Genomic DNA, 20,852 nt, shown 5'->3' with positions numbered 1-20,852 from the left:
CCGTGCCCGCCCTGGCTGTGGAAACGAGGGAGGATTGCCCCTACATATTTGGTACGATCGCTCTAACCGTGAGAGGATGGCTGAGCACTCAATCTTTTGCAGAACAACAAGACTTTGGCATTAGAGTTATTATAGCTTTCGGAGGAACAGTTTAATGCTGACTCTAGATATCCAATCAATTCTCAATTCTATTCCCAATGAAATTAGCTGGCAAGACATCGTACAGTTTGAAAAACTAGACGATCGCGTTAGCATTGCTAATGACCTTTGTGCTAACATTATTGGTGTTAATGAAAGTACGATCGAATGGTGTCCCAATGAAGATTCTTCCGATGGTCTAGAACAACTGGTTTGGTGGTGGGTTGTGCGTCCAGATTTAGGAGCGGCGATTGCCAAAGAAGCTCCTCAAGAACTCAAAAATATTATCAGTCAATACATTCTGCAAAATTGACATAAACCAGCGCTCGTCTGTGGTTGCTAAAAAATGCGATCGCCCTTGATGACAAAAAGTGCGATCGCCCTTCATCCTCATAAATACTCTACCATTCCGACCATATCTTCAGGTGTGTAAATTTCCTATAGCAAAATCAACATTTCTATTACTTGTCAGATCGAACGACTGCCTTGTTTAAAATAAGCCACACCCGGATGATCCTTACTCATACCAGCCATAACTAGAAAGTCTCGATCCTGAGTGACAAGCACTCGCTGCTGTTGTTAAATAAACAACCACTGCTGCTCATCCATCTTAGTCCTTAATCCTGCTTCAACCGTTGTCGTCACATCAATGCCATAGAGACGTAACGCCCTAGCAATGTCACGATCGATATGCTCATCTAAATGAAACCTAATTCGCAGACTCACCTTTTAATTCCTTTATTTTTGCTTGTAACCTACCTGGATTTTGACGCATAAATTCATCCACAAAAGCATCATCTTATGCCATTTCTCTGTCAATTACTTGGCGACGATCGTAATAATAAGCCATAGCGTCATAAACTGCGGCTACAAGCAGATCGTACTTAGTGGCAATTTCTAAAAGAGAATAACCCATTTTTAGGTGCATCACCATCACGTCTTGTACGGCGATTCTCGTCCCAGCAATCCGGGGTTTCCCGCCTCTTACTCCCGGTGTCATTTCAATGTGTTCTACGCTTACTGTTGTTACCATAATTTTTGAGTAGGTATGATTCAAAAATACTACTATTATAGCCCAAATAGATATTTTTACAAGCTCGATCGTTTGGGATTTTGAATAATAGCGATCGCCCTTAATTCATCCCCGTTCATCTGCGGTTCAAAAAAAGTACGATCGCCCTTACGACAAAAAGTGCGTGAAGCGGAGCTATCCCGTAGGGAATCGCCCTTAAAATCTAAATAGACAAACAACATCTAATTTGTTATAATTGAGTAAAACTTTATCCGACCTGAGTGACAAGCACTCGCTCCTGGATTTTGACCCATGAATTCATCCACAATCGCTGTATTCATCTACGGTTCAAAAATTCCCTAACTTTTTCCCGAAACAAACGTACCGCCGCCCTTTGCCCGATGGTTTTACTTTGCTCAATAAAAGCTGGAATTTCGGCGATCGGCAAAAACCCAAAAGCCAAACTATTCTCCCTCTCCTGATAACTTCCCTCAACCAATTGATACACTACAAGAGATTGATTGCGATATCTCCAGATTTCAGGAACCCCCAGAGCGGCATAAATTGAGAACTTATTCAAAGAAGAACTCGTGTAGTCTGATTCTACCACTAAATCCGGTGGCGGATCTGCGGGTAAATTGATGCTTTTACCTCTGACTACCGATTCATTTTGAATGTAAAAACAAGTATCCGGTTCAATAGCACGAGTTAAATCTTCCCGTTCTAAAGTCAATGCACCGAGCTGTCTCATTTCAATTTCCATTTCATCTACTATAACACCAACAAAGTGTTCTATCATTCCTACTGGTTCTTCATGTTCAGTTAGTGGCATTCTGATTTCTAAGACTCCTTCAGCATAAGCAATTCTCCACGCTCTACCATCGCCGACATCGGACATTATCGCTTTAAATGTTTGCCATTTAATGCCTGTCAAGGTAATTAATTTTTCCTCGCTACTTTGTAGAGGAGGAGTCAATGTGGTTGTTACCATTTGAGCTACAATTAGTTAGGATTTTATTGATTTTAACATATCCTTTTTTCCTGTGCTGCCACTGTGGTACTGGCAAAATAGCCTGTGCTTGGGAAGTGACTCCTATCCACTGTGGCACGGGCCAAAAAGCCAGTGCCATGGATCGATTCCAAAAAGCGCGATCGCCCTTGATGACAAAAAGTGCGATCGCCCTTTTCAATTCCTAATTAGAAATTACCTGACTCAAAAGATGAGCCTGAGAACCCTCAAGACGAGGCCCATAAACCTGCACCACCAGAGAAGCTAAAAAATTGCCCCAACGAGCGGCTTGTACAGAGTTCAAACCATTAGTAATCCCAAACAAAACACCGCCAGCAAAAGCATCGCCAGCACCCACAGTATCGATCGCCTTTACCGGAAATCCAGCCACATCAACAATCTGTTTATTTTCCACAACAACGCAGCCCTTATCCCCATTAGTAATAAAAGCCAAGTCCGAAATTTCGCTCATTTTCCGAGCACACTCCTCCAAAGATTCCTCCTTAAAAAAGCTGCGAACTTCATCAGCATTGCAAAAGATGACATCGCAATATTCCGAAACCAACTTGTGAAAATCATCCGCAAATCGATCGACCAAAAAGCCATCAGAAAAAGTAAAAGCCACCTTCACGCCCAGGCGCTTAGACTGTTCCATCGTTTCAATACTAGCCTTTCGCGGATCGGGAGCATCCCACAGATAGCCCTCAACATAACTATACTTGCAATGAGATAGGCGATCGACATCAATATCCGTCGCCGCCAGAGTAGTAGAAACCCCCAAATTAGTACACAAAGTGCGTTCCGCATCAGGAGTAGTCAGCACCACACAAGTACCAGTAGGTCCGTTAGACTCAGCAGGATGGACGTTAAAATCAATCCCCGCCTCCAGCAAATCTTGCCGATAAAATTCGCCATTAGTATCCTTAGCAACCTTCCCTGAATAATAGCCTTTACCACCGCTCTGAGCCACACCAATCATCGTATTCGCGGCAGAACCCCCCGATCGCATTTGCAGCGAAGTGTGTTCCAAATCGTGCAAAATCCCCCCCTGGATTTCCGAATCCATCAGCGTCATCCCGCCACGATTCAGTCCGTGTTTGAGGACAAAATCATCTTCCACTAATGCTAAGATGTCTACGAGGGCATTGCCCACGCCGAACACATCCACGGAACCCAAATCTTGATTGTTTTCAGTCATCGCTAAATTTTGGTTGACACTAATTATCAACTTTATAATAAATCGGCTTCAAGTCAACATAGATTTTCTTTAACTTGAATCAAAATCCAAAATCTTTCTCAAATTCCCCTCTAAAATCCCAAATCAATATGACTTTCCCCCCTTTGATTCAGCAAATGTTACAACCAGGATTTTATCCCCACACAGTCACAGAACCGGTGCAGTTAATTCAGACTCACATTTCCTTTGTCTTCCTGACCGGAGAATATGTTTACAAAATCAAAAAACCAGTCAATTTTGGCTTTTTGGATTATTCAACATTAGAGAAAAGAAAGCATTTTTGCCAGCAAGAATTGCAAATGAATCAGCGAACAGCAGCGGAAATTTACCTGGAAGTTTTGCCGATTGTCCAAATAGGCGATCGCTTTCAATTTGCCAAGGATGCAGGAGCGACTAATTCGGCTGAAATTCCTGTGGAATACGTCTTGAAAATGCGTGAATTTCCCCAAACTTCACTGTTTCTGAGTTTATTGGAACGGGGAGAGTTGACGGAAGAACTGATGGCAGACTTAGGGCGGGAAGTTGCCAAATTTCACGGCACTACACTTACCAATAAGTATATCAGCAAATTTGGCGAAGTCAACCAAATTCGCAAGGCAATAGATAATAATTACCTGATTTCGCAAAAATATATCGGTGGGCCGCAGACTCAAGCACAATATCAGGAAACCCAAAATTATACAGACTCATTTTTTGCCGAAAATCAAGAGTTATTTAACCGCCGCATAGCCAGCCATAAAATTCGCGAATGCCACGGAGATTTGCACTTGCGAAACATCGCCTTGTGGCAAAATAAAATATTGGTATTTGATTGCATTGAATTTAACGAGCCTTTTCGGTTTGTGGATGTGATGTACGATATTGCCTTCACCGTGATGGATTTGGAATCGCGGGACCGCCGAGAATTAGGCAATGCTTTTCTCAATACTTATATTGAAGAAACAGGGGATTGGGAAGGACTGCAAGTGCTGCCACTATACTTAAGTCGTCAAGCTTATGTGAGAGCCAAAGTAACTTCATTGATGTTGGATGATGCTAGTATTTCAACTGCTGACAAAACGCAGATTTCACAAACAGCAGCTCATTACTATACATTAGCTTGGGAATATACAAAACCGCGTCCAGGAAAGTTAACTTTAATGTCAGGTTTATCCGGTGCTGGTAAGAGTACAGTGGGTCGATATTTGGCTCGTCACACCGGTGCAATTCACCTTCGTTCCGATGCTGTTCGCAAACATTTAGGTGGAATTCCTTTACATGAGCGAGGCGGGCAAGATTTGTACTCGGATGAAATGACTGCCAAGACCTATGGTAGATTGTTAGAGTTGGGGGTAATGTTGGCAGACAGAGGTTGGAAAGTGATTTTGGATGCCAAGTTCGATCGCGCTTCCTGGAGAACAGATGCGATCGCTCTGGCTCAATCTCACAATTTGCCACTGGAAATCCTTTACTGCACTGCGCCAATAGAAGTATTGCGAGAACGTCTGCAACGGCGCAAGGGCGATATTACTGATGCCACAGTAGAACTATTGAATGCCCAGCAAACAGCCTTTGAACCATTCACAGAATTTGAGCAAAGTTATGTAAAAAATGTAGATACAATGTCAGACTTTGAGCTATAATAGACATCTCCAATAATTATTGTGGAACCAGCAGGATGTCTGTTCAAATATGGCGTTTTTGCGGAAGTCTAAGAGAACCCATTGATTTTAATTTGATGCTAATCTGGTGAATATCTTTCCGTTATATTAGAAAAAGGACTTGCAAGCCGATGCCAAAATTTACTAGAGATTCCAAGGGGTTTAACCCCGCATTGATTTGGTTTGTGTTATTTACTGTTGGCTTTCGCTTAATAGGCTCTACTTTGGCCATAAGTATTATCTTCGGCCTGGTGGGAGGTGGAGCAGTGGGTTTGTTGGTAGCTTGGTGGCATAATGAACTGGTACTCAACCCCAATAAACGTCCCAAGGACAAACCCTCTGATGCAATCCTGAATAAAGAAGTAGTAGAAACCGGTGGCAAATACGGTAAAGGGTCTAGCCGTCAAGCTTCTACATTACTGGGCTGGTTGTCAGCACCAGAGGATAAGTTTTGATTTTTAGTACAAGTCTAGGACTGATGCTAAGTGGCACAGAACTATCGATTTTTAGGGTGTTCTACTAATTTGAGGATGAATGAATTATTCATGGTTTGTCGATAGTAGAACACCTTAATAATTGTGGTGACACTGATAGACATCCCTCAAAAAGGTGGTCTTGAACAGGGTGGATGGCCTGTTCCACAAGCATGATTGGAGAAGTCGAATGTTTGTATTTCTGTCAAAGCTACTACCACTGTTTATCTATCCTTTGGGGTTGAGTTGCTTGTTAATGCTGGCGGCTTTAATCATGGTTTTGCAGCGTCGGAAATGGTCGGCTTTGCCAATGGCTGTGGCTGTAATTATTTTACTCTTGGGAAGTAGCGGTTGGGTTTCCAAGTCTCTAGTTAAATCCCTCGAATGGCAAAATTTACCAACAACAGAATTGCCCCAAGCTGATGCTATCATTGTCTTGGGTGGTGGTGTGAAAGCTGCTTTACCGCCACGGCCTTGGGTGGAATTGGGCGAAGCTGGCGATCGCATTATTTACGCTTCCCGACTTTATCGTCAAGGAAAAGCCCCTCTGTTAATTCTCAGTGGCGGTAGAGTACAGTGGAAAGGTGGCGGAGCTCCCGAATCGGCAGATATGGCAGAAATCGCCCAAACCAACGGCGTACCTGCATCAGCAATTCTCCAGGAACCAGATTCACAAAATACCTATCAAAATGCAGTAAATGTCCGAAAAATCCTGGATGCTAAAAATATCAAAGGGCCGGTTTTGTTAGTCACCTCCGCAATGCACATGACTCGATCGCTCTTAATTTTCCAGCGTCAGGGAATAAAAGTAATTGCCGCGCCCACAGATTTTCAGATCACCCAACAGGATATGGCAGCTTCTCAAAGCAATTGGCAAGCAGTGATACTAAATTGTCTACCGGATACCTATCAGTTACACCAGTCAACCACAGCTTTGAAAGAATATATCGGCTTAATGGTATATCGCCTGCTGGGATGGCTGTAAGGGAATTGGAGATGGGAGATTTGGGATGGAAAATTCAAAACTATGTTAGCTTAAAGTAATTAAAGCTAATATCTGGCATAGTCGCCCCAAACAATTATGTTGCCCCACGAGTTGCAAAGCATTGTCCCAGAACCGACTCCCACGGCCGAAATTTTCCAAAGAAACCAAATTGTCCGCGAGTTTTACGAAGAAGTTAAGTATCGTCAAGAACTGAATCTTCACTGTCAGTGGTACTATGCTACAGCCAAAAAGCATCAACAGGAATTGCAGAAAATGCAAGGAGATTTGAATATTTTTGGGTGGTTTTGTCGGGGTAGGCAGAAAAAGTAAGAGTTTAACCAGGGGAAATTCATAAAAAAAACCGAAGCAGTGTGATTTGCCGCTTCGGTTTTCTGGTTTTTTGATCGACTTAAACTTCAGAAGATATTAATTCAACTTCATCTTCTCTGAGATGAGCTTTGAATTTTTTGTCAAACTGTACTAAAATCGGCAAATTGGCACTGACAGGTCTACCGTGCCATTCTTTAACGATGTCTACTACTTCTCCTTCCATATCCTTGACATCAAATGGTTGATTGCGATTTTGAGGATGGTGGTAGACAACAACAGAGTTTTTAATGCAAACGCGATCGCCAACTTTCATAGGTTATAAAATTTAGTGTTCTTTCTTCACAACTTTGCAAAGCTTACTTAAAACTTGTATGCTTTGCAAACTGTTTATTCATCTTCTCACAGAAGCTGAACTAAAATTTAAAGTTGGGTGGGGGCGGGTTTACGAGATTGTGGGTTTTAGGCAATTATTTCGGTGAACCCGCCCCTTGTATCTTGAAAGAGGTACATTTGAATTTACCGTTGGGGGCGGGCGGGTTGATTGAGATGGTTGATTCTTCTTATATATTGTTGGTGAAACCCGCCCCTACAGGATGTGGGGGTTAATCGGATAACGATCGCCCTAACTGTTGCAACCAACACTCAACATCAACGGCTAGTTGGGGGCGGGCGGGTTGATTGAGATGGTTGATTCTTCTTATATATTGTTGGTGAAACCCGCCCCTACAGGATGTGGGGGTTAATCGGATAACGATCGCCCTAACTGCTGCAACCAACACTCAACATCAACAGCGAGGGTTTGACCCAACTCCAGCAACTGTCGAATCACAGGCAACTCCCAGCCACTCTCTGAGTCAACGAGCTCCAATTCGATAAGGTCGATCGCACTTTCAGTCGTCGGAGCTGCTTGTCGTTGCAACCAGCCCAAACACAGAGGCACAATTTGACTGTACATGGAATCAAAATACAGTTCCTGGGATCTATCCAAACACAAACCCAACTCCAGGCGATTCCCAACAGCAATCAAACGCTCAATGGTGCGAATATCAAGTTCTAACTCGGCAGGAGACAGCAGCGTCACATCAGAACCCTCTTGCAGCAGCGCCTTCAGAGACCGGTAAATCAACTTTTCCAAAATGTGCCTGACTTCAGGAACCTTCAGCCGACAGCGGAGGTGGCTAGCTTCTGTCGAAATTGCTTCGATTTCCGCCAGCAGGGAATCCCCGTCAGCCGTTTCCTGTTCCAGGGCCTTGGCCGCCGTCAAACAGCGGTGTCCCAAGGCCACTTCCGCGGCCACCTGCAACTCCATAGGGACGATCAACTCGTCGCGGTGGAAGGCCATCATCACCCCGTAATTTTCCCGGTAAACCTGAGTGTAAAGCTGATCTAACCTGGTCAAATTTTCCTGACTCAGCAGCCGGACAATCCGATGACGTTCCTCAGCGAACAAATTCCGTAGGCTAAAGGATTGATCCCCGAACAGGCGAACCATTTCGAGAATGGCGTGGGCTGCGGAAGCTTCTTGCAAAACCGCAAACAGCCGTTCTTTAAGCATGGTGTAAGACCGGCGGCTACCGAAAGGCTGAATGCAGCAGTGGAAGTCCCAGCCGCCAAGGTAGAAGGCGGCAAATACAAACACTTCGGTTTCCCGTGTAATTTCTGAGGTTAATTCCAGTTGACCTACGGCCAGAGTCATGGAGCCCATGCGCTGAATTTGGAAATCTAGCTGCTGGGCCAGATAGCAGTAAACTCGTTGTTCGCGGGGATATTTGGCAAACAGGGAACTGATGGCGTAGTGGGCTGCAACTTGCTTGAGACTGACTTGGGCGGTGGTGACAAGTTGGCGATAGACTTCTGCACCTGTTCTGAAGCATTCCACATTACTTGGTACTAGGTTAAGTCGATCGACAAAATCCTTTTCTAACTGGACACCAGTCACTTCCCCAGCTAATTCCAGCGCACGGGCTGCGTAGCGCAAAATCTGCACCCCTTCGGGCCGGGATATTTCTTCAAAAAACCAGCCGCAGCTAGTGAACATTAACAGGGCGTGGCGCTGCATTTCCAGCAGTCGCAGGGCATCTACTTGTTCGGCGGCCTCTAGGGGGCGAACTTGATGTTTGGAGAAGAATTGGTCAATGTTGGCGGTCGATCGATCGCCCATAACATCAATATATTCATCTCGCGCCGCCCAGGGATCGCTAAACAACTTGCGCCCCGCTTCTTCATAAATTGGTATGAGTCGATCGCGCAGCCAATTTAGAGTATCTCGCAAAGGTCGGCGCCATTTGAGGTGCCATCCGCCACCACCACCGCAGCCACAATCATCTTGCCAGCGATCGACCCCATGAGAACAACTCCAAGCTGTCACTGGTTTGAGTTCCACTTCCCAATCGCTAGGATTTTGGCTTAAATAGTGAGCAAAATTCGTCACCGTCCAGCCACGGCGGGGAAACTCTTCTGTGAAAGCGTAGGCGAGGCATTTTTCGGTACTATTTTTGTGGTGTCCGAAGGTTTCGCCGTCGGTGGCGACGGAGATTAATTGGGATTGTCGGTGGTCCCCCCGCACGGCTTGACCCAAGCGCCCGACTAAGTGCTGGCTGCTGCTGAGAACATCATTAAAGCCCATATCTCGCGAAATCGGGCCATCGTAGAAAAAGATATCGATGTAGGGAGTATTAGTTGTGGGTTCGGAATTGTGTCCGTTGGCGCGACTAAAATTGTGACTGCTAAGGGGGGAGAGTTGGTGGGAAACTGCCAGCCGCAGTTCTGGTTTCAAGTAGCAGCGGTAGGGGCGAGTCGGATCGATTTGACCTCCCCCGACTTCGCGCCATTGGGGATCGCTATTGTCATGGCCTGGAAGTTGGCGGCAGCGTTCGGCTTGGGAGGGGGCGAGGACGATGAAGCGAATGCCCTCAGCTACCAAAACTTCTAGGGTGGCGTAGTCTACCGCGGTTTCTGCCAGCCACATTCCTTCGGGATCGCGATGGAAGCGGGAACGGAAATCTGCGATCCCCCAGCGAATTTGGGTTTGTTTGTCTCGCTCGTTGGCCAGCGGCATGATGATGTGATTGTATACTTGGGCGATCGCGTTACCATGACCATTGAGTCTTTGACAACTTTTGCGATCGGCTTCCAGAATCCGCTGATATACTTCCTCGTCGTAGCGTTCCAGCCAACTCATCAGGGTCGGTCCGATGTTGAAGCTGAGATATTCGTAGTTATTGACGATCCCCGCGACTTCGCCGCGATCGTTGAGGATGCGCGCAAAGGCGTTGGGGCGGTAGCACTCTTTGTCGATGCGTTCGTTCCAGTCGTGGAAGGGATGGGCGCTGGCTTGGCGTTCGATCGCATCTAGGTAAGGGTTTTCCCGTGGTGGCTGGTAGAAGTGACCGTGAACCGTCACGCATACTCCTGTGGCTGTAGCCACCATGTTTTGGGTTCCCGCCGTTGTTTCCCGTGTGTCCGAGAAACTCAGCGCAGCGGATTTAGTCTGAGAAATGGAAACCATTCGATCGAATCCTCAAGTAGTTTAAAGACAACAAAAACCGCAAAATTAATTGCAGAAACTTTTAACAGCGCCCCTTTGAGCGTCAGGTATCTGTCGGGGCTAATTTTTGGTAAACAAATTTTGATACATCTGTAGTAGTGTGGGAAAAGCATTCGTTCCGAGATGCCGAGCGTCAATCCCTGAGTTTTGCCGTAAATGCTTTGTTGTTGAGTTAGTTAAAAAATGTGCTGTTCCTGCTTTCTGGCACTTGCAACCCATTTCAGGTTAGTGTTTGCAGGGTTGTTGATTGAGTTTTTATTTACATGGCTGGATCGTAAAGTGTAATTCATTAAATAGCAAGTTTCCGCCGTAAAAATTTAATGTTTGGGCTATAGACTTTGGCGGCTGTGGAGATCGGTTTAACGCCCGATCGATTGATATAATCAGGGTTTGGGCCGAGTTTTGCACCATTCTCTATTTGCCAGTTGGGTAATTCCTGTAGGAGTGGTGCCAATTGGGCGATCGGGGGCAGATTTGCTGCAAAGGTACTTTCCAGAAAAGCTGTAACCCATGATATTTGACTGCCCAAGGTGCTCTAAGGTGAGATTCGGGTGAAGGATTTAGAGAACTTAGCTAGAAATATCAGGAACCCGCACCATCATTTCTCAGATGTACCGTCTTTTCAAACTTGATTGGTTCACGTTTTGGAGGTTGTGGAGGTTTTGAAGGTTCTTCTTTTTTTTGAGAAGTATTAGACTCTTGCTTATCTGCTGAATTATTAGACATGGAGGTTTGTTTGAGTAATAACGAATGTAATCCCAATATAACGCTAATTTACCAATACGCGGAGCAGGCATTAAAAGATTTAGATCTGAGTAGCAATAGGCTTAATACAAAACTAGGTGTAGTGCTGGGATTTGATGCAGTTCTAATTCGTTTTTTCTCAGGCTTGCCCGATCGTTCGCTTGAAGTAACTATTGAGGCTTTTGATATTTCCTTGGAGTGTAATTTTTGTTTATTATTAAAATCCTTAAGTTACGTTGCTTTAATAATTTCTTTGATTTATTGTTTCTTGGGATTTAAGCCGCAAACAGGAGGTCAAATAATTTTGCCAGAAGAATTGCTCGAAAAATGCCTTGACATATCAGAGGAAGACTATAGACTCTCAATTATAGAAAACAGGAATCAATCAATTAAGGAATTGGCGAAAAATAGAGACAAAACATCAGATTTGTTTAAAGGGGCTATCTGGACACTCATAGGCGCTGCCATTTTGTCAGCTAGTGACGTAATTTTATCCTCCTTCTTGGTCAAGTAAACTACAAAATAGGAAGAGGATTAATGGACATCAACCAACAAAAAGAACAATTCAGCAACATCTACCTGCAAGCCGTCACCACGGTTGCAGGCTATTCCCTCTACAAACCATCCGTAGACGATGACAGCGTAGACTGGGGAATAGCTGCTAAAGGCGGGAAAGGCCCCATCAGAGCACCCCGCTTAGAATTGCAGTTAAAATCTACATCAAGAGATATCCAAGACGATAACTCCATCCGCTACCCCCTCAAACTCAAAAACTACGATGACTTAAGAATGGATAACTTCGCCATTCCCAGAATTTTAGTTGTCGTTTTAATCCCCGAAAAACTAGAAGACTGGTTAACCCAGTCCGAAACAGAACTCTGCATCCGAAACTGCGGATATTGGAGTTCGCTGCGAGGAAAGCCAAAAACACAAAACACAACCGCTGTCACCGCCACCATCCCCAGAACCAACCAATTTACAGTCACCGCCCGCCCGTCAATTATGGAGGGAATTAGCCAAGGAGTTCAACCATGAAAGTCACCGTAAAAGATAGCCAAACCCTCGAAACAATAGACTTAAATAAACTGAGAACTTACTTACAAACTCACGGCTGGCATGAAGACCAACCTTTCTTAGACAATGCCACACTTTGGCATAAGCCAATAGCCGACGGAGAAGAATTAGAAATATTGCTACCTAATCGGCAAAATCTAGGAGATTACGCAGCCCGCATCCGCGAGGCAATCCAAACCCTAGAAAATGCCGAGAATCGCCCCCAAGTTGAAATCTTAAGTGAATTACTTAGCAGCATTCCCAACACAATTATCCAGGGAATTGTTATGCAAATACATACCCCAAATTCCCACAAATTAAGTGGTGAGATTACTCTCTTAGGTGTTGTTGCTGACAAATTGCGAAAAATTGAAACCTCACTCGGAGACAAAGATTATATTCTGGCTATTAAAGCCTATCAAGAACGCTTACCTATTTTATGTAGCGGCGACTTAATCAAAGACAACAACACCTTTATCCTGAAAAATCCCCACAACTTAACCATCGATGAATTGTGGTAAAACTAACAGATTTTGTCGAATATCTGTCTTAAATGCCTTCCAAACACAAAGCGAGCTCTCTAGCAAAATACACAGAGCAGTAGAGGGGAAAATCAAGACTGTTACCGTTAGCAAAACACCATCAGGAAAATACCTGGCATTTATCCTGATTGAAAGAGAAGGGGAAAATCCTACTACTGTTTCAGAAGGCAATATCTATGGTATTGACTTGGGAATAAAGCACTTCGCAGTTGTCGCCGATGGCAAAAAGGTCTCTAAGTATGATAATCCCAGACACCTGGCCAAGCATGAAAAGAATCTCAAACGCAAACAAAAAAAATTAGCACACAAACAAAAAGGAAGTAAGTCAAGACAAAAGTATAGAAAAGTTGTTGCTAAAGTGTACGAACGAATTAGCAATTCTCGGCAAGATTTTCTACACAAACTTAGTCATAAGTTGGTCAGCGATAGCCAAGTTGTCATAATAGAAAATCTTCATGTCAAAGGCATGGTTCGCAATCACAAGTTAGCCAAAGCAATATCTGATTGTGCATGGGGAACTTTTACTAACTTTCTCGCCTATAAGTTAGAACGAAAAGGCGCGAAATTAGTTGAGATAGATCGATGGTTTCCCAGCTCTAAACTCTGTTCTAATTGTTTTTGTCAGGCAAGTGAAATGCCTTTAGATGTGAGGGAATGGACTTGTCATCACTGTGGCACTCGTCACGACAGGGATGGAAACGCCGCCACAAATATTAGAGCAGAAGGACTCAGAATGCTAAAGACGGATGGTTCAGCCGTTTCTGCTGTAGGAGGGGAGGTAAGACCTTCATGGGGACGGAAGTCTGTCTTGAGGCACTCGCCTGTGATTACAGAAGCTCCCGCGTTGTGCGTGGTACTCCAGGTTAGCGGTGAGTAGTTCACACAACCAATTTTACCTCTGTTACTCCTTGGCGCAACTCATACTGTCCTTTCACCCAAAAGTGTTTAATTCTTTCACCCAAAAACGGAGCCAATTGCATCATCAATAAACGCACAAATCGATTATTTCGCAATTGTTCGCCTTTCCATGCTTCTTGTGCTTGCAGTTGTTGGGCGCGCCTAATTTCTGGTTCCCGTTCGGCCTGAATCTGCGATAATGCTAAATCAATATCCTCATCATTAGCCCCTGCTTTCAACAAAGGTACAAGGTGATTTGCAGCCACAATTACATCACGAAAAGCCATATTAATTCCTTGGGCGCGCACCGGAGACATGGGGTGGGCGGCATCCCCCAAAAGTAGGATTCCTGGCTGATACCAGCGCGGACAACAACCAACTACTACAGATAGTCGCAGGGGAGATTCTATGGTATGTTTACAGTTACGGAAATGCTCTGCCATCCATAAAGGCGATCGTGATGCGAAAGTTTCCGCCCAATCTGTGTGTTTGCGATCGGTTTTGTCCTCGGCTGATAACACCCAAGCCAGATGCAGTTTGCCATCTTCTGCGCCGTGAAAAACACTGAATGCACTACCATCATTTAGAATAGAATAAAAGACATTATCCGCCACAAACCGAGGATGAGCAGGCAGTTTAAACCACAGCACATCAATACTCTTCTGCTGTTTCACCAACTCCAATCCAGCCCGTTGTCGTACCACTGAGTTTCTACCGTCAGTACCAATGACAAGCGCCGCAGGTATCTCTCGCCCATCTGCTAATTTGACACCAGAAATGCGATCGCTGCTGTAAATTAAATCTTTTACCGGAACACCTTGGATCAATTCAAACTCTGGATGTAATTGAGCTGCGGCAATTAGTGCTTCCAGCAAAGGCGGCTGAGAAACTAGGGTACAAGGTTGATTTGAACCCATGGGCTCATCAACTCGAAACAATTGTCGATCGCCTACAATAAACTCCCAACCATCTATTTTGCGGTGTGGTACACTTTGGAGCATGGAAGATAGGCCCATTTGGGCGATCGCATCCAATCCACTCGGCATCAATCCTTCACCACGAAACACTCGGTAGCAATCTTTTGCCGCCTCAACCAACTTCACACCAATCCCTCGTTTCACCAGCAGCAAAGCAAGTGCCGCACCAGTTGGTCCCGCTCCCACAATTACAACTTGCATCACTGGCATTTCTGATTATTTGTTAATTTCTTCCCACTATACCTTAGTCATCGCAGAAACACAATTTGAACGAGAGGTACTAACATCGATCGGAATCTGCACAATAAACTCTGTCCCCTCACCAGGCGCAGAAATACAACTAATTTGACCTCGATGTTTTTCCACTACAATATTGTGACAAATAGATAACCCTAAACCTATACCACTTCCCACAGGTTTTGTCGTAAAAAACGGGTCAAATATTTTAGAACGTACTTCTTCATTCATTCCCTGACCGTTATCAGCAATCCTAATCACAATGCCATGAAAAATGGGTGAATTTGATGGCCAACTATCCATTTTTGTACTGATGGTAATTCTGCGCCGTGAGGATTTAGTTTCCAGAGCATCAATAGCATTAGCTATCAGGTTCATAAATACCTGATTTAACTGCGACGCATAACAAGTGAATTTTGGCAAGGGACTGTACTCTTTAATTATCTCAATTTCCTTACCATTATTTGAACCATTGATTAGGTGTTGCAAAATCAATAAAGTATTATCAATACCTTCATGAATATCCACTAACTTGTACTCTTTTTCATCCAGCCGGGAGAAGTTTCGTAAAGACAACACAATCTTGCTAATCCGAGATGCACCCTCTTTCATCGACTTCAACAATTTTGGATAATCATCAGCAATGAAATCGGGATCGATATGATCCAATATTTTCATAATTTCTGTCGCTGGTTGGGGATAATTTTTGCGGTACAATGTAACTATATCAAGCAAATCTCGCGCATAGTCCATCGCTACAGTAATGTTGCCGTAGATAAAGTTAACGGGATTATTGATTTCGTGAGCAACCCCAGCCACTAGCTGACCTAAAGAAGCCATTTTTGCCTTTTGTACCAACTGAGATTGAGTATTTTTGAGTTCCGTTAAGGTGTCTTCAAGTTGCTGCGCGTAGGATTGAATTTCTTCATAAATTTGGGCTTGCTTAATCGCAATTGCTACCGAGTCAGCCACTGCACACAGTAACTCTACTTCAAAAGCTTGCCAGTAGTACGATCGATTTTCTTTCACCACACAGATACTACCCCAAACTTGTGAGTCCACCTTGAGGGGTACAAATAACCATGCGCCAAGAGATAGTTGAGTTAAGCGTTGTTTAATTTCATCAGAACAAGTATTAACGTCATCAATTTTCACAATTTCTGACTGTTTAAGTCGAGCGGAGATTTCATTATTCTCATCGGAAGTTTCTAGCCCTAAACTTGTCTCTAACTCACCAGAATCATAATACTCTGATACGTTGATCCATACCTTTCTATCCGGGAAATATTTAACAATAGCAACACGATCTACGCCTAGGCTAAAGGCAATCTCGCGGACTGCGGTAGCAAAAATAGTATTTAAATTCAGAGAACTGCGGATAGATTGAGTTAAGTGATTCAGTAATTGCTCTTTTTGAAATTGCTGTTTCAATCTTTCTTCTGCTAGCTTTCGCTGAAGTATTGAACCTAATTGAGTTGCGAGAGCTTTCATCAATTCCATGATACGGATTTGACACAAAATGGCTGTTGTATTGAAAAAGCTTAAAATCGCAATCACCCTATTTTCAACTAAAATTGGTATCCCAAAACAGGCTTTCAAACCAGCTTTCTCCGCCATTTGATTGCGAAGAAAAACTTCATCTGGCGCTAGAGAAATATCTTCTAGCCACTCTGGTTTCTTGGAAGACCAAATTCTCCCTGGTAGTCCTACGTTGGGAGCAAATTTTATTAACAAGCTTTGGTTGATATAATCGAATAAATCTGGTTTTTTGGCATAAGAGTTTGGGCTGCAATTTAAATAACTTCCATCAGGACTGGGTATCCAAGCTTCTGCTAATTCCCAATTAATGAAGTCGCAACACAACCGCAGCATGACGGATATTGATTCTTCAAAATCCTGAGTTTCCGCCATGGCAAAGGTAGTGTTAAGCAAAAAATCGGTTTCTTCTTGGGCAACTTTTCTCTCCAGGATTTCTGATTCAAGGCTGTGATTTTGTTGTTGAATTTTCTGAAATAACCGACGTTGAATGAGTTGATTGGAAACCCGGACCAAAACCTCTTGATCGTGAAATGGTTTGGTAATATAATCTACTCCACCGACTTCAAAAGCTTTGACTTTATCAAAAACTTCATTTAAAGCACTAATAAAGATAACGGGAATGTCTTTAGTTTTTGGCGAAGCTTTCAAGGCTTGGCAAACTTGATAGCCGTCCATGGCAGGCATCATGATATCCAGCAAAATCAAATCAGGAGGAGTTAAATCGATGGAACGTAGAGCTAGTTGACCATTAGGGGCAGTGCGTGTTTTGTATCCTTGCTCAGATAGTATTTGAGCTAAAAGTTGCAAATTCGTGGAAATATCATCAACAATTAAAATATTTCCTTTAAAAGAATGAGGTGTCTGATGATTCATGCCTAATTATATGTCTGGCTTGATCAGATCTAGTATTTGATTGAACAGAAATTCGTTAGCTAAAGCTGTAAGAGCGTTGGCTAAGGATTCATGACGATCGCGAATTTGCTCAATTTGAGTGAGAATTAACTCTAGATCGCACTCAATTGTAGCTTGTTCTAAGGACACCAGCCAATCCGCAGGCAAACCCGCCAGAGCTTCTGGAGTTAAGGCTTCGGTTTGATTTGACTCCTGTGGATTTTGAGGTTCATCGTAAATGTAACGCACTCCTAGATGTTTGTGAAGGGCATCCAAGATTTCTGCTTCTCGAAACGGTTTGCGGATAAAGTCATCGTAATCATCAGAGAGAACCATGGTTCGCCCTTTCTCCGCAGTGCTAGCACTCACCGCCACAATGGCGGTAGCTTGACCTTTAACATTAGCTTTAATACGTTTTGTCGCCTCATACCCATCCATGATGGGCATCCGCATATCCATGAAGATTAAGTGGGGTTCAAAACTCGACCATACTTCAATGGCTTCTATGCCATTACTAGCTTCTTGAAGTTCAAACTCAAAACGGTTGAGCATTTTGACTAGGAGTTCGCGCAAATCGGCTCGATCGTCCACAATCAGAATACGATAAATGGGCTGGTTGGGTTCCAGGCCAATGACTTGACGAGATAGCTGTTTGGGTTTAACGGTACTAGCATCAACAACGGTTACTGGGATATCGAAGGTGAAAGTAGTACCGCATCCGACTTGACTGCGCACTACAATTTGACCCCCCATGAGTTTGACAAACTGTTGGCTAATCGCCAATCCTAAACCCGTTCCCTGCTGGTAAGATGCCCCTGTTTGGGTTTGTACAAAGGCTTGAAACAGTTTGTCTAGCTCATCAGGAGCCATACCACAGCCAGTGTCTTCTATTTCAAAATGTAATTGGTGATTGGGCAACCCCCCCCGACCCCCCCCAAGGGGGGAATGGGTGATGGGGGAGGGAATGGGTGATGGAGAATTGGGCAACCCCTCCCTCGCCTCATCCAATGGGGGGAATGGGGGAGAGAATTGCTGATTTTCATTGCTGAAAACTGAACTTATTCTGAGAGAAATTCCTCCTTCTTTCGTAAACTTGATGGCGTTAGAAAGCAGATTAATTAAAACTTGGCGCAACTTGACTTCATCAGCTCGTAGGTATGGGGGAACATTACTAGAACAGTCAAAGATTAACTGCAATTGTTTTTCCTGAGCCTGAAGTTGGAACATCTCTTCAACTTCGTTCAACAAGCTCTTTAATTCAAATTCTATGGGATTCAGGGTAATGCGCCCTACTTCTATTTTTGCTAAATCCAATACTTGATTAATCAGAGTCAGGAGGTGTTCTCCGCTGCGGTTGATGATGCGGAGATTTTCTTGATCTTGGAGATTGAGATTGGTAGAGTGTTGCATCAATTGGGAGAAGCCAAGAATGGCGTTGAGGGGTGTACGCAATTCGTGACTCATATTTGCCAAGAAAGTGCTTTTTGCCCGGTTAGCGGCTTCTGCTGCGAGGGCGGCTTCTTGGAGTTGTATTGCCTGTTTTTGAGTAGCTTCGAGTAATTCAGCTTGTTGCAGGGCAACTCCAAGTTGAGTGCTAATTTGCAGCGCAATATGGATTTCTGCTTTGCGCCAAGTGCGGGGCATGGAATTTTGATAACTGGCGAGTAAACCCCAAATTTGACTGCCACAAAAGATGGGAACAATTAAATATGCTCTGGCTTGAAACCGCTCTAAAAGTTCGAGGTAACAAGGAGTAAACCCAGCTTGGTAAATATCTTCTATTGCGCGGTAAAGAATGCCTTGACTGTACAAACTGTCTTTATTTTGTTGTATGTATGTATCAAGGACTTGTTCGCCAGAGGGTTGGAAGGTTTTTGCTTGACAATTAGGGTCTTCGATGATGCTACCCGATAAATTAGCAGTTTCCGATCGCTCCAACAGAGGTATCCAATCCTTCCCCACAGACTCGGCAACAAATTCCCCACTCCAATCAGGATTAAAGCGATAGATAGCAACACGATCGCATTTGAGGATTGCTCGCAGTTCAGAAGTGGTGGTATTAAAGATCGTGTCAATATCTAAGGACTGGCGCATTCGTTCGATGGAGCGAGCCAGGGCTTGTTCCCGTTCTATGCTATCTTGTAAGGCTTCTTCTGCCTGCTTGCGATCGCTAATATCCAAGACAGTACCAAACAAACGGACTAACTGCCCTTTTTCATCAAAAACAGGTTCGCCTCTGACTTCAATATAAGAGATCGATCCATCTTTTTGACGCAGCCGCAAATCTGTTTCAAAGGCTAGTCCAGTGAGAGCTTTTTTGTTAACCAGTTTGAGATAGCGATGGCGATCTTGAGGATGAATAAATTTGACTAATTCATCCGATTCTAGTGGGGGTTGACTGGGGTCAATTTTGTGAATGTGATAAAGTTCTTCACTCCAAATAGTTGTTTTTGTGGTCAAATCGTATTCCCAAGTGCCAATATGAGCAATCTTTTGAGCTTCCAGCAAGTTAGCTTCGACCCGTTTGCGATCGCTAATGTCACGAGCCACCCACACCACAGAACGATTTGGCAGTGGCGAAATACTAGCTGAAAACCAAATTTCTTGCTGATTAATACGTAGACTATAATCAAAATTAACAGTTTTTTGGGTTGCCAACGCCTCTTGAACTTTAGCAAACCAAACCTCTTCGTTTTCTTCTTCAAAAAAATTGAGCACTATTAAATAAAACTCATTCATATCGCAGGCGTACAAGCTAGTCGCCTTCGTAGGTATAATTTGTAAATTTTTTTTTTCATCCAAAATCAGTACAATATCGGCAATAGAGTCGAAGATTGTATTAATTTGCTGAGTAGAACTATCCAGTTTACCTTCTAGTAATTGACGGTCTCTCATTTCAGTTTGTAATTGTTCGTGAGTACGAGCTAATGCTGTGCTACGTTCAATGACTTCGGCTTCTAGAGTCCGATTGTAGTCACTCAATATTTTTTCACTTTGTTTGCGTTCAGTAATATCAGTAAAAGCGACGATCGCATAGCTGATATGTCCTGGTTCATCAAAAATTGGTCGGGCACGTACCTCAAAGGAAGTAATCTTTCCCTCTCGATGAATTTCTATATCATCAAGACATACTGTTTCGCCCTTTAGCGCTCGTACAACTGGTAGTTGTTCCTGGGGATATAGCTGGTTTTGACGATATAGTTGATAAGCTTCAGCAAGATTTTCGGTAGTGATATCGGGGATATTTACGATACCGAGGGCATCCTGGGCTATTTGATTGAGGTATATACATTGGCCCGTGGCATCATGGATAGCTACCCCCACAGGCATACCTTCAATAAATTGTTTGAGTTGGCTCTCAGTTAGCCCTAAAGCTTGATTTAAAGAGTCGATTGCTGCAAAATAATTTTGCATTTTGGATGTCATTATATCGAAGGAATTTGCTAGTTCTGTCACCGCATCATTAGCATCCATTGGTCAAATTTTCTCCGCTTGACTTTTGGGAATATGTTGAAAATAATTATATAGGCAAAATCTAGATGGATTACCAAAATCCATCTAGAGCAGTTACACGGAGAAAATCCAGTGAAAGGCAGACCCT

General features: G+C 43.7%; 19 protein-coding genes. 10 read left to right on the top strand and 9 right to left on the bottom strand.

Annotated features, from left to right (window positions below):
- Positions 1 to 154: 154 nt before the first annotated feature.
- Positions 155 to 451, top strand: a complete 297-nt coding sequence (locus tag AAFP14_RS04625; protein WP_341731138.1) for a hypothetical protein — start codon at positions 155 to 157, stop codon at positions 449 to 451.
- A gap of 486 nt (positions 452 to 937) precedes the next feature.
- Here the strand turns inward: AAFP14_RS04625 and AAFP14_RS04620 are convergent, their stop codons facing one another.
- The 3 genes from AAFP14_RS04620 to AAFP14_RS04610 form a co-directional block, all read right to left on the bottom strand.
- Complete coding sequence (locus AAFP14_RS04620; protein ID WP_341731137.1) at positions 938 to 1,171, bottom strand: DUF433 domain-containing protein; 234 nt, start codon at positions 1,169 to 1,171, stop codon at positions 938 to 940.
- 56 nt (positions 1,172 to 1,227) lie between these two features.
- Positions 1,228 to 1,392, bottom strand: coding sequence for a hypothetical protein (locus tag AAFP14_RS04615; protein ID WP_341731136.1), 165 nt, complete (start codon positions 1,390 to 1,392; stop codon positions 1,228 to 1,230).
- A gap of 95 nt (positions 1,393 to 1,487) precedes the next feature.
- Positions 1,488 to 2,141, bottom strand: a complete 654-nt coding sequence (locus AAFP14_RS04610) for a Uma2 family endonuclease (RefSeq protein ID WP_341731135.1) — start codon at positions 2,139 to 2,141, stop codon at positions 1,488 to 1,490.
- On the opposite strand from AAFP14_RS04610, the gene AAFP14_RS04605 reads away from it, so the two are divergent.
- Positions 2,126 to 2,347: a hypothetical protein gene (locus AAFP14_RS04605; protein ID WP_341731134.1), complete on the top strand. Its 222-nt coding sequence runs from the start codon at positions 2,126 to 2,128 to the stop codon at positions 2,345 to 2,347. The genes AAFP14_RS04610 and AAFP14_RS04605 overlap by 16 nt on opposite strands.
- Here the strand turns inward: AAFP14_RS04605 and AAFP14_RS04600 are convergent.
- A complete protein-coding gene (locus tag AAFP14_RS04600) occupies positions 2,344 to 3,357 on the bottom strand; it encodes an adenosine kinase (protein WP_341731133.1) in 1,014 nt (337 codons plus the stop codon). The genes AAFP14_RS04605 and AAFP14_RS04600 overlap by 4 nt on opposite strands.
- Before the next feature lie 128 nt (positions 3,358 to 3,485).
- Between AAFP14_RS04600 and AAFP14_RS04595 the strand changes: the two genes are divergently transcribed.
- The 4 genes from AAFP14_RS04595 (at position 3,486) to AAFP14_RS04580 (ending at position 6,824) form a co-directional block, all read left to right on the top strand.
- On the top strand, positions 3,486 to 5,018 hold the full coding sequence (locus AAFP14_RS04595) for a bifunctional aminoglycoside phosphotransferase/ATP-binding protein (protein ID WP_341731132.1): 1,533 nt from the start codon (positions 3,486 to 3,488) through the stop codon (positions 5,016 to 5,018).
- 149 nt (positions 5,019 to 5,167) lie between these two features.
- Entirely contained in the window at positions 5,168 to 5,491 is a 324-nt protein-coding gene (locus tag AAFP14_RS04590) for a hypothetical protein (protein WP_341731131.1), read from the top strand.
- A 208-nt stretch (positions 5,492 to 5,699) separates the two neighbouring features.
- Positions 5,700 to 6,494: a YdcF family protein gene (locus tag AAFP14_RS04585; RefSeq protein ID WP_341731130.1), complete on the top strand. Its 795-nt coding sequence runs from the start codon at positions 5,700 to 5,702 to the stop codon at positions 6,492 to 6,494.
- 96 nt (positions 6,495 to 6,590) lie between these two features.
- Positions 6,591 to 6,824 carry a hypothetical protein gene (locus AAFP14_RS04580; RefSeq protein ID WP_341731129.1) on the top strand — a complete coding sequence of 78 codons (234 nt, stop codon included), beginning with the start codon at positions 6,591 to 6,593 and terminating at the stop codon, positions 6,822 to 6,824.
- A gap of 79 nt (positions 6,825 to 6,903) precedes the next feature.
- Here the strand turns inward: AAFP14_RS04580 and AAFP14_RS04575 are convergent, their stop codons facing one another.
- Positions 6,904 to 7,137, bottom strand: coding sequence for a ferredoxin-thioredoxin reductase variable chain (locus tag AAFP14_RS04575; protein WP_341731128.1), 234 nt, complete (start codon positions 7,135 to 7,137; stop codon positions 6,904 to 6,906).
- 426 nt (positions 7,138 to 7,563) lie between these two features.
- A complete protein-coding gene (locus AAFP14_RS04570) occupies positions 7,564 to 10,332 on the bottom strand; it encodes a DUF3536 domain-containing protein (protein ID WP_341731127.1) in 2,769 nt (922 codons plus the stop codon).
- Positions 10,333 to 11,107: 775 nt separating this feature from the next.
- Here AAFP14_RS04570 and AAFP14_RS04565 point away from each other — a divergent pair.
- The 4 genes from AAFP14_RS04565 to AAFP14_RS04550 are packed head-to-tail and all read left to right on the top strand — an operon-like array spanning position 11,108 to position 13,587.
- Positions 11,108 to 11,629 (top strand): hypothetical protein, encoded by a 522-nt coding sequence (locus AAFP14_RS04565; protein WP_341731126.1) that lies wholly within the window; start codon positions 11,108 to 11,110, stop codon positions 11,627 to 11,629.
- Between the two features lie 23 nt (positions 11,630 to 11,652).
- Positions 11,653 to 12,150: a DUF4365 domain-containing protein gene (locus AAFP14_RS04560; RefSeq protein WP_341731125.1), complete on the top strand. Its 498-nt coding sequence runs from the start codon at positions 11,653 to 11,655 to the stop codon at positions 12,148 to 12,150.
- Positions 12,147 to 12,689 carry a hypothetical protein gene (locus tag AAFP14_RS04555; protein ID WP_341731124.1) on the top strand — a complete coding sequence of 181 codons (543 nt, stop codon included), beginning with the start codon at positions 12,147 to 12,149 and terminating at the stop codon, positions 12,687 to 12,689. The genes AAFP14_RS04560 and AAFP14_RS04555 overlap by 4 nt, the downstream gene beginning before the upstream one ends.
- The gene (locus tag AAFP14_RS04550) at positions 12,676 to 13,587 is read left to right on the top strand and encodes an RNA-guided endonuclease TnpB family protein (RefSeq protein WP_341731123.1); all 912 of its coding nucleotides are present in this window, start codon (positions 12,676 to 12,678) and stop codon (positions 13,585 to 13,587) included. The genes AAFP14_RS04555 and AAFP14_RS04550 overlap by 14 nt, the downstream gene beginning before the upstream one ends.
- Position 13,588: 1 nt before the next feature.
- On the opposite strand, the gene AAFP14_RS04545 is transcribed toward AAFP14_RS04550, so the two are convergent.
- The 3 genes from AAFP14_RS04545 to AAFP14_RS04535 are packed head-to-tail and all read right to left on the bottom strand — an operon-like array spanning position 13,589 to position 20,725.
- Entirely contained in the window at positions 13,589 to 14,785 is a 1,197-nt protein-coding gene (locus tag AAFP14_RS04545) for an FAD-dependent monooxygenase (protein WP_341731344.1), read from the bottom strand.
- Positions 14,786 to 14,821: 36 nt separating this feature from the next.
- Entirely contained in the window at positions 14,822 to 17,233 is a 2,412-nt protein-coding gene (locus tag AAFP14_RS04540; RefSeq protein ID WP_341731122.1) for a response regulator, read from the bottom strand.
- Between the two features lie 6 nt (positions 17,234 to 17,239).
- Positions 17,240 to 20,725 carry a hybrid sensor histidine kinase/response regulator gene (locus AAFP14_RS04535; RefSeq protein WP_341731121.1) on the bottom strand — a complete coding sequence of 1,162 codons (3,486 nt, stop codon included), beginning with the start codon at positions 20,723 to 20,725 and terminating at the stop codon, positions 17,240 to 17,242.
- Between the last annotated feature and the right edge of the window lie 127 nt (positions 20,726 to 20,852).

Source organism: Microcoleus sp. EPA2 (assembly GCA_020882975.1).
GTDB lineage: Bacteria > Cyanobacteriota > Cyanobacteriia > Cyanobacteriales > Microcoleaceae > Microcoleus.
Note: the sequence above shows the minus strand (reverse complement) of the source record. Positions and strands in the feature narration are given on the sequence as shown.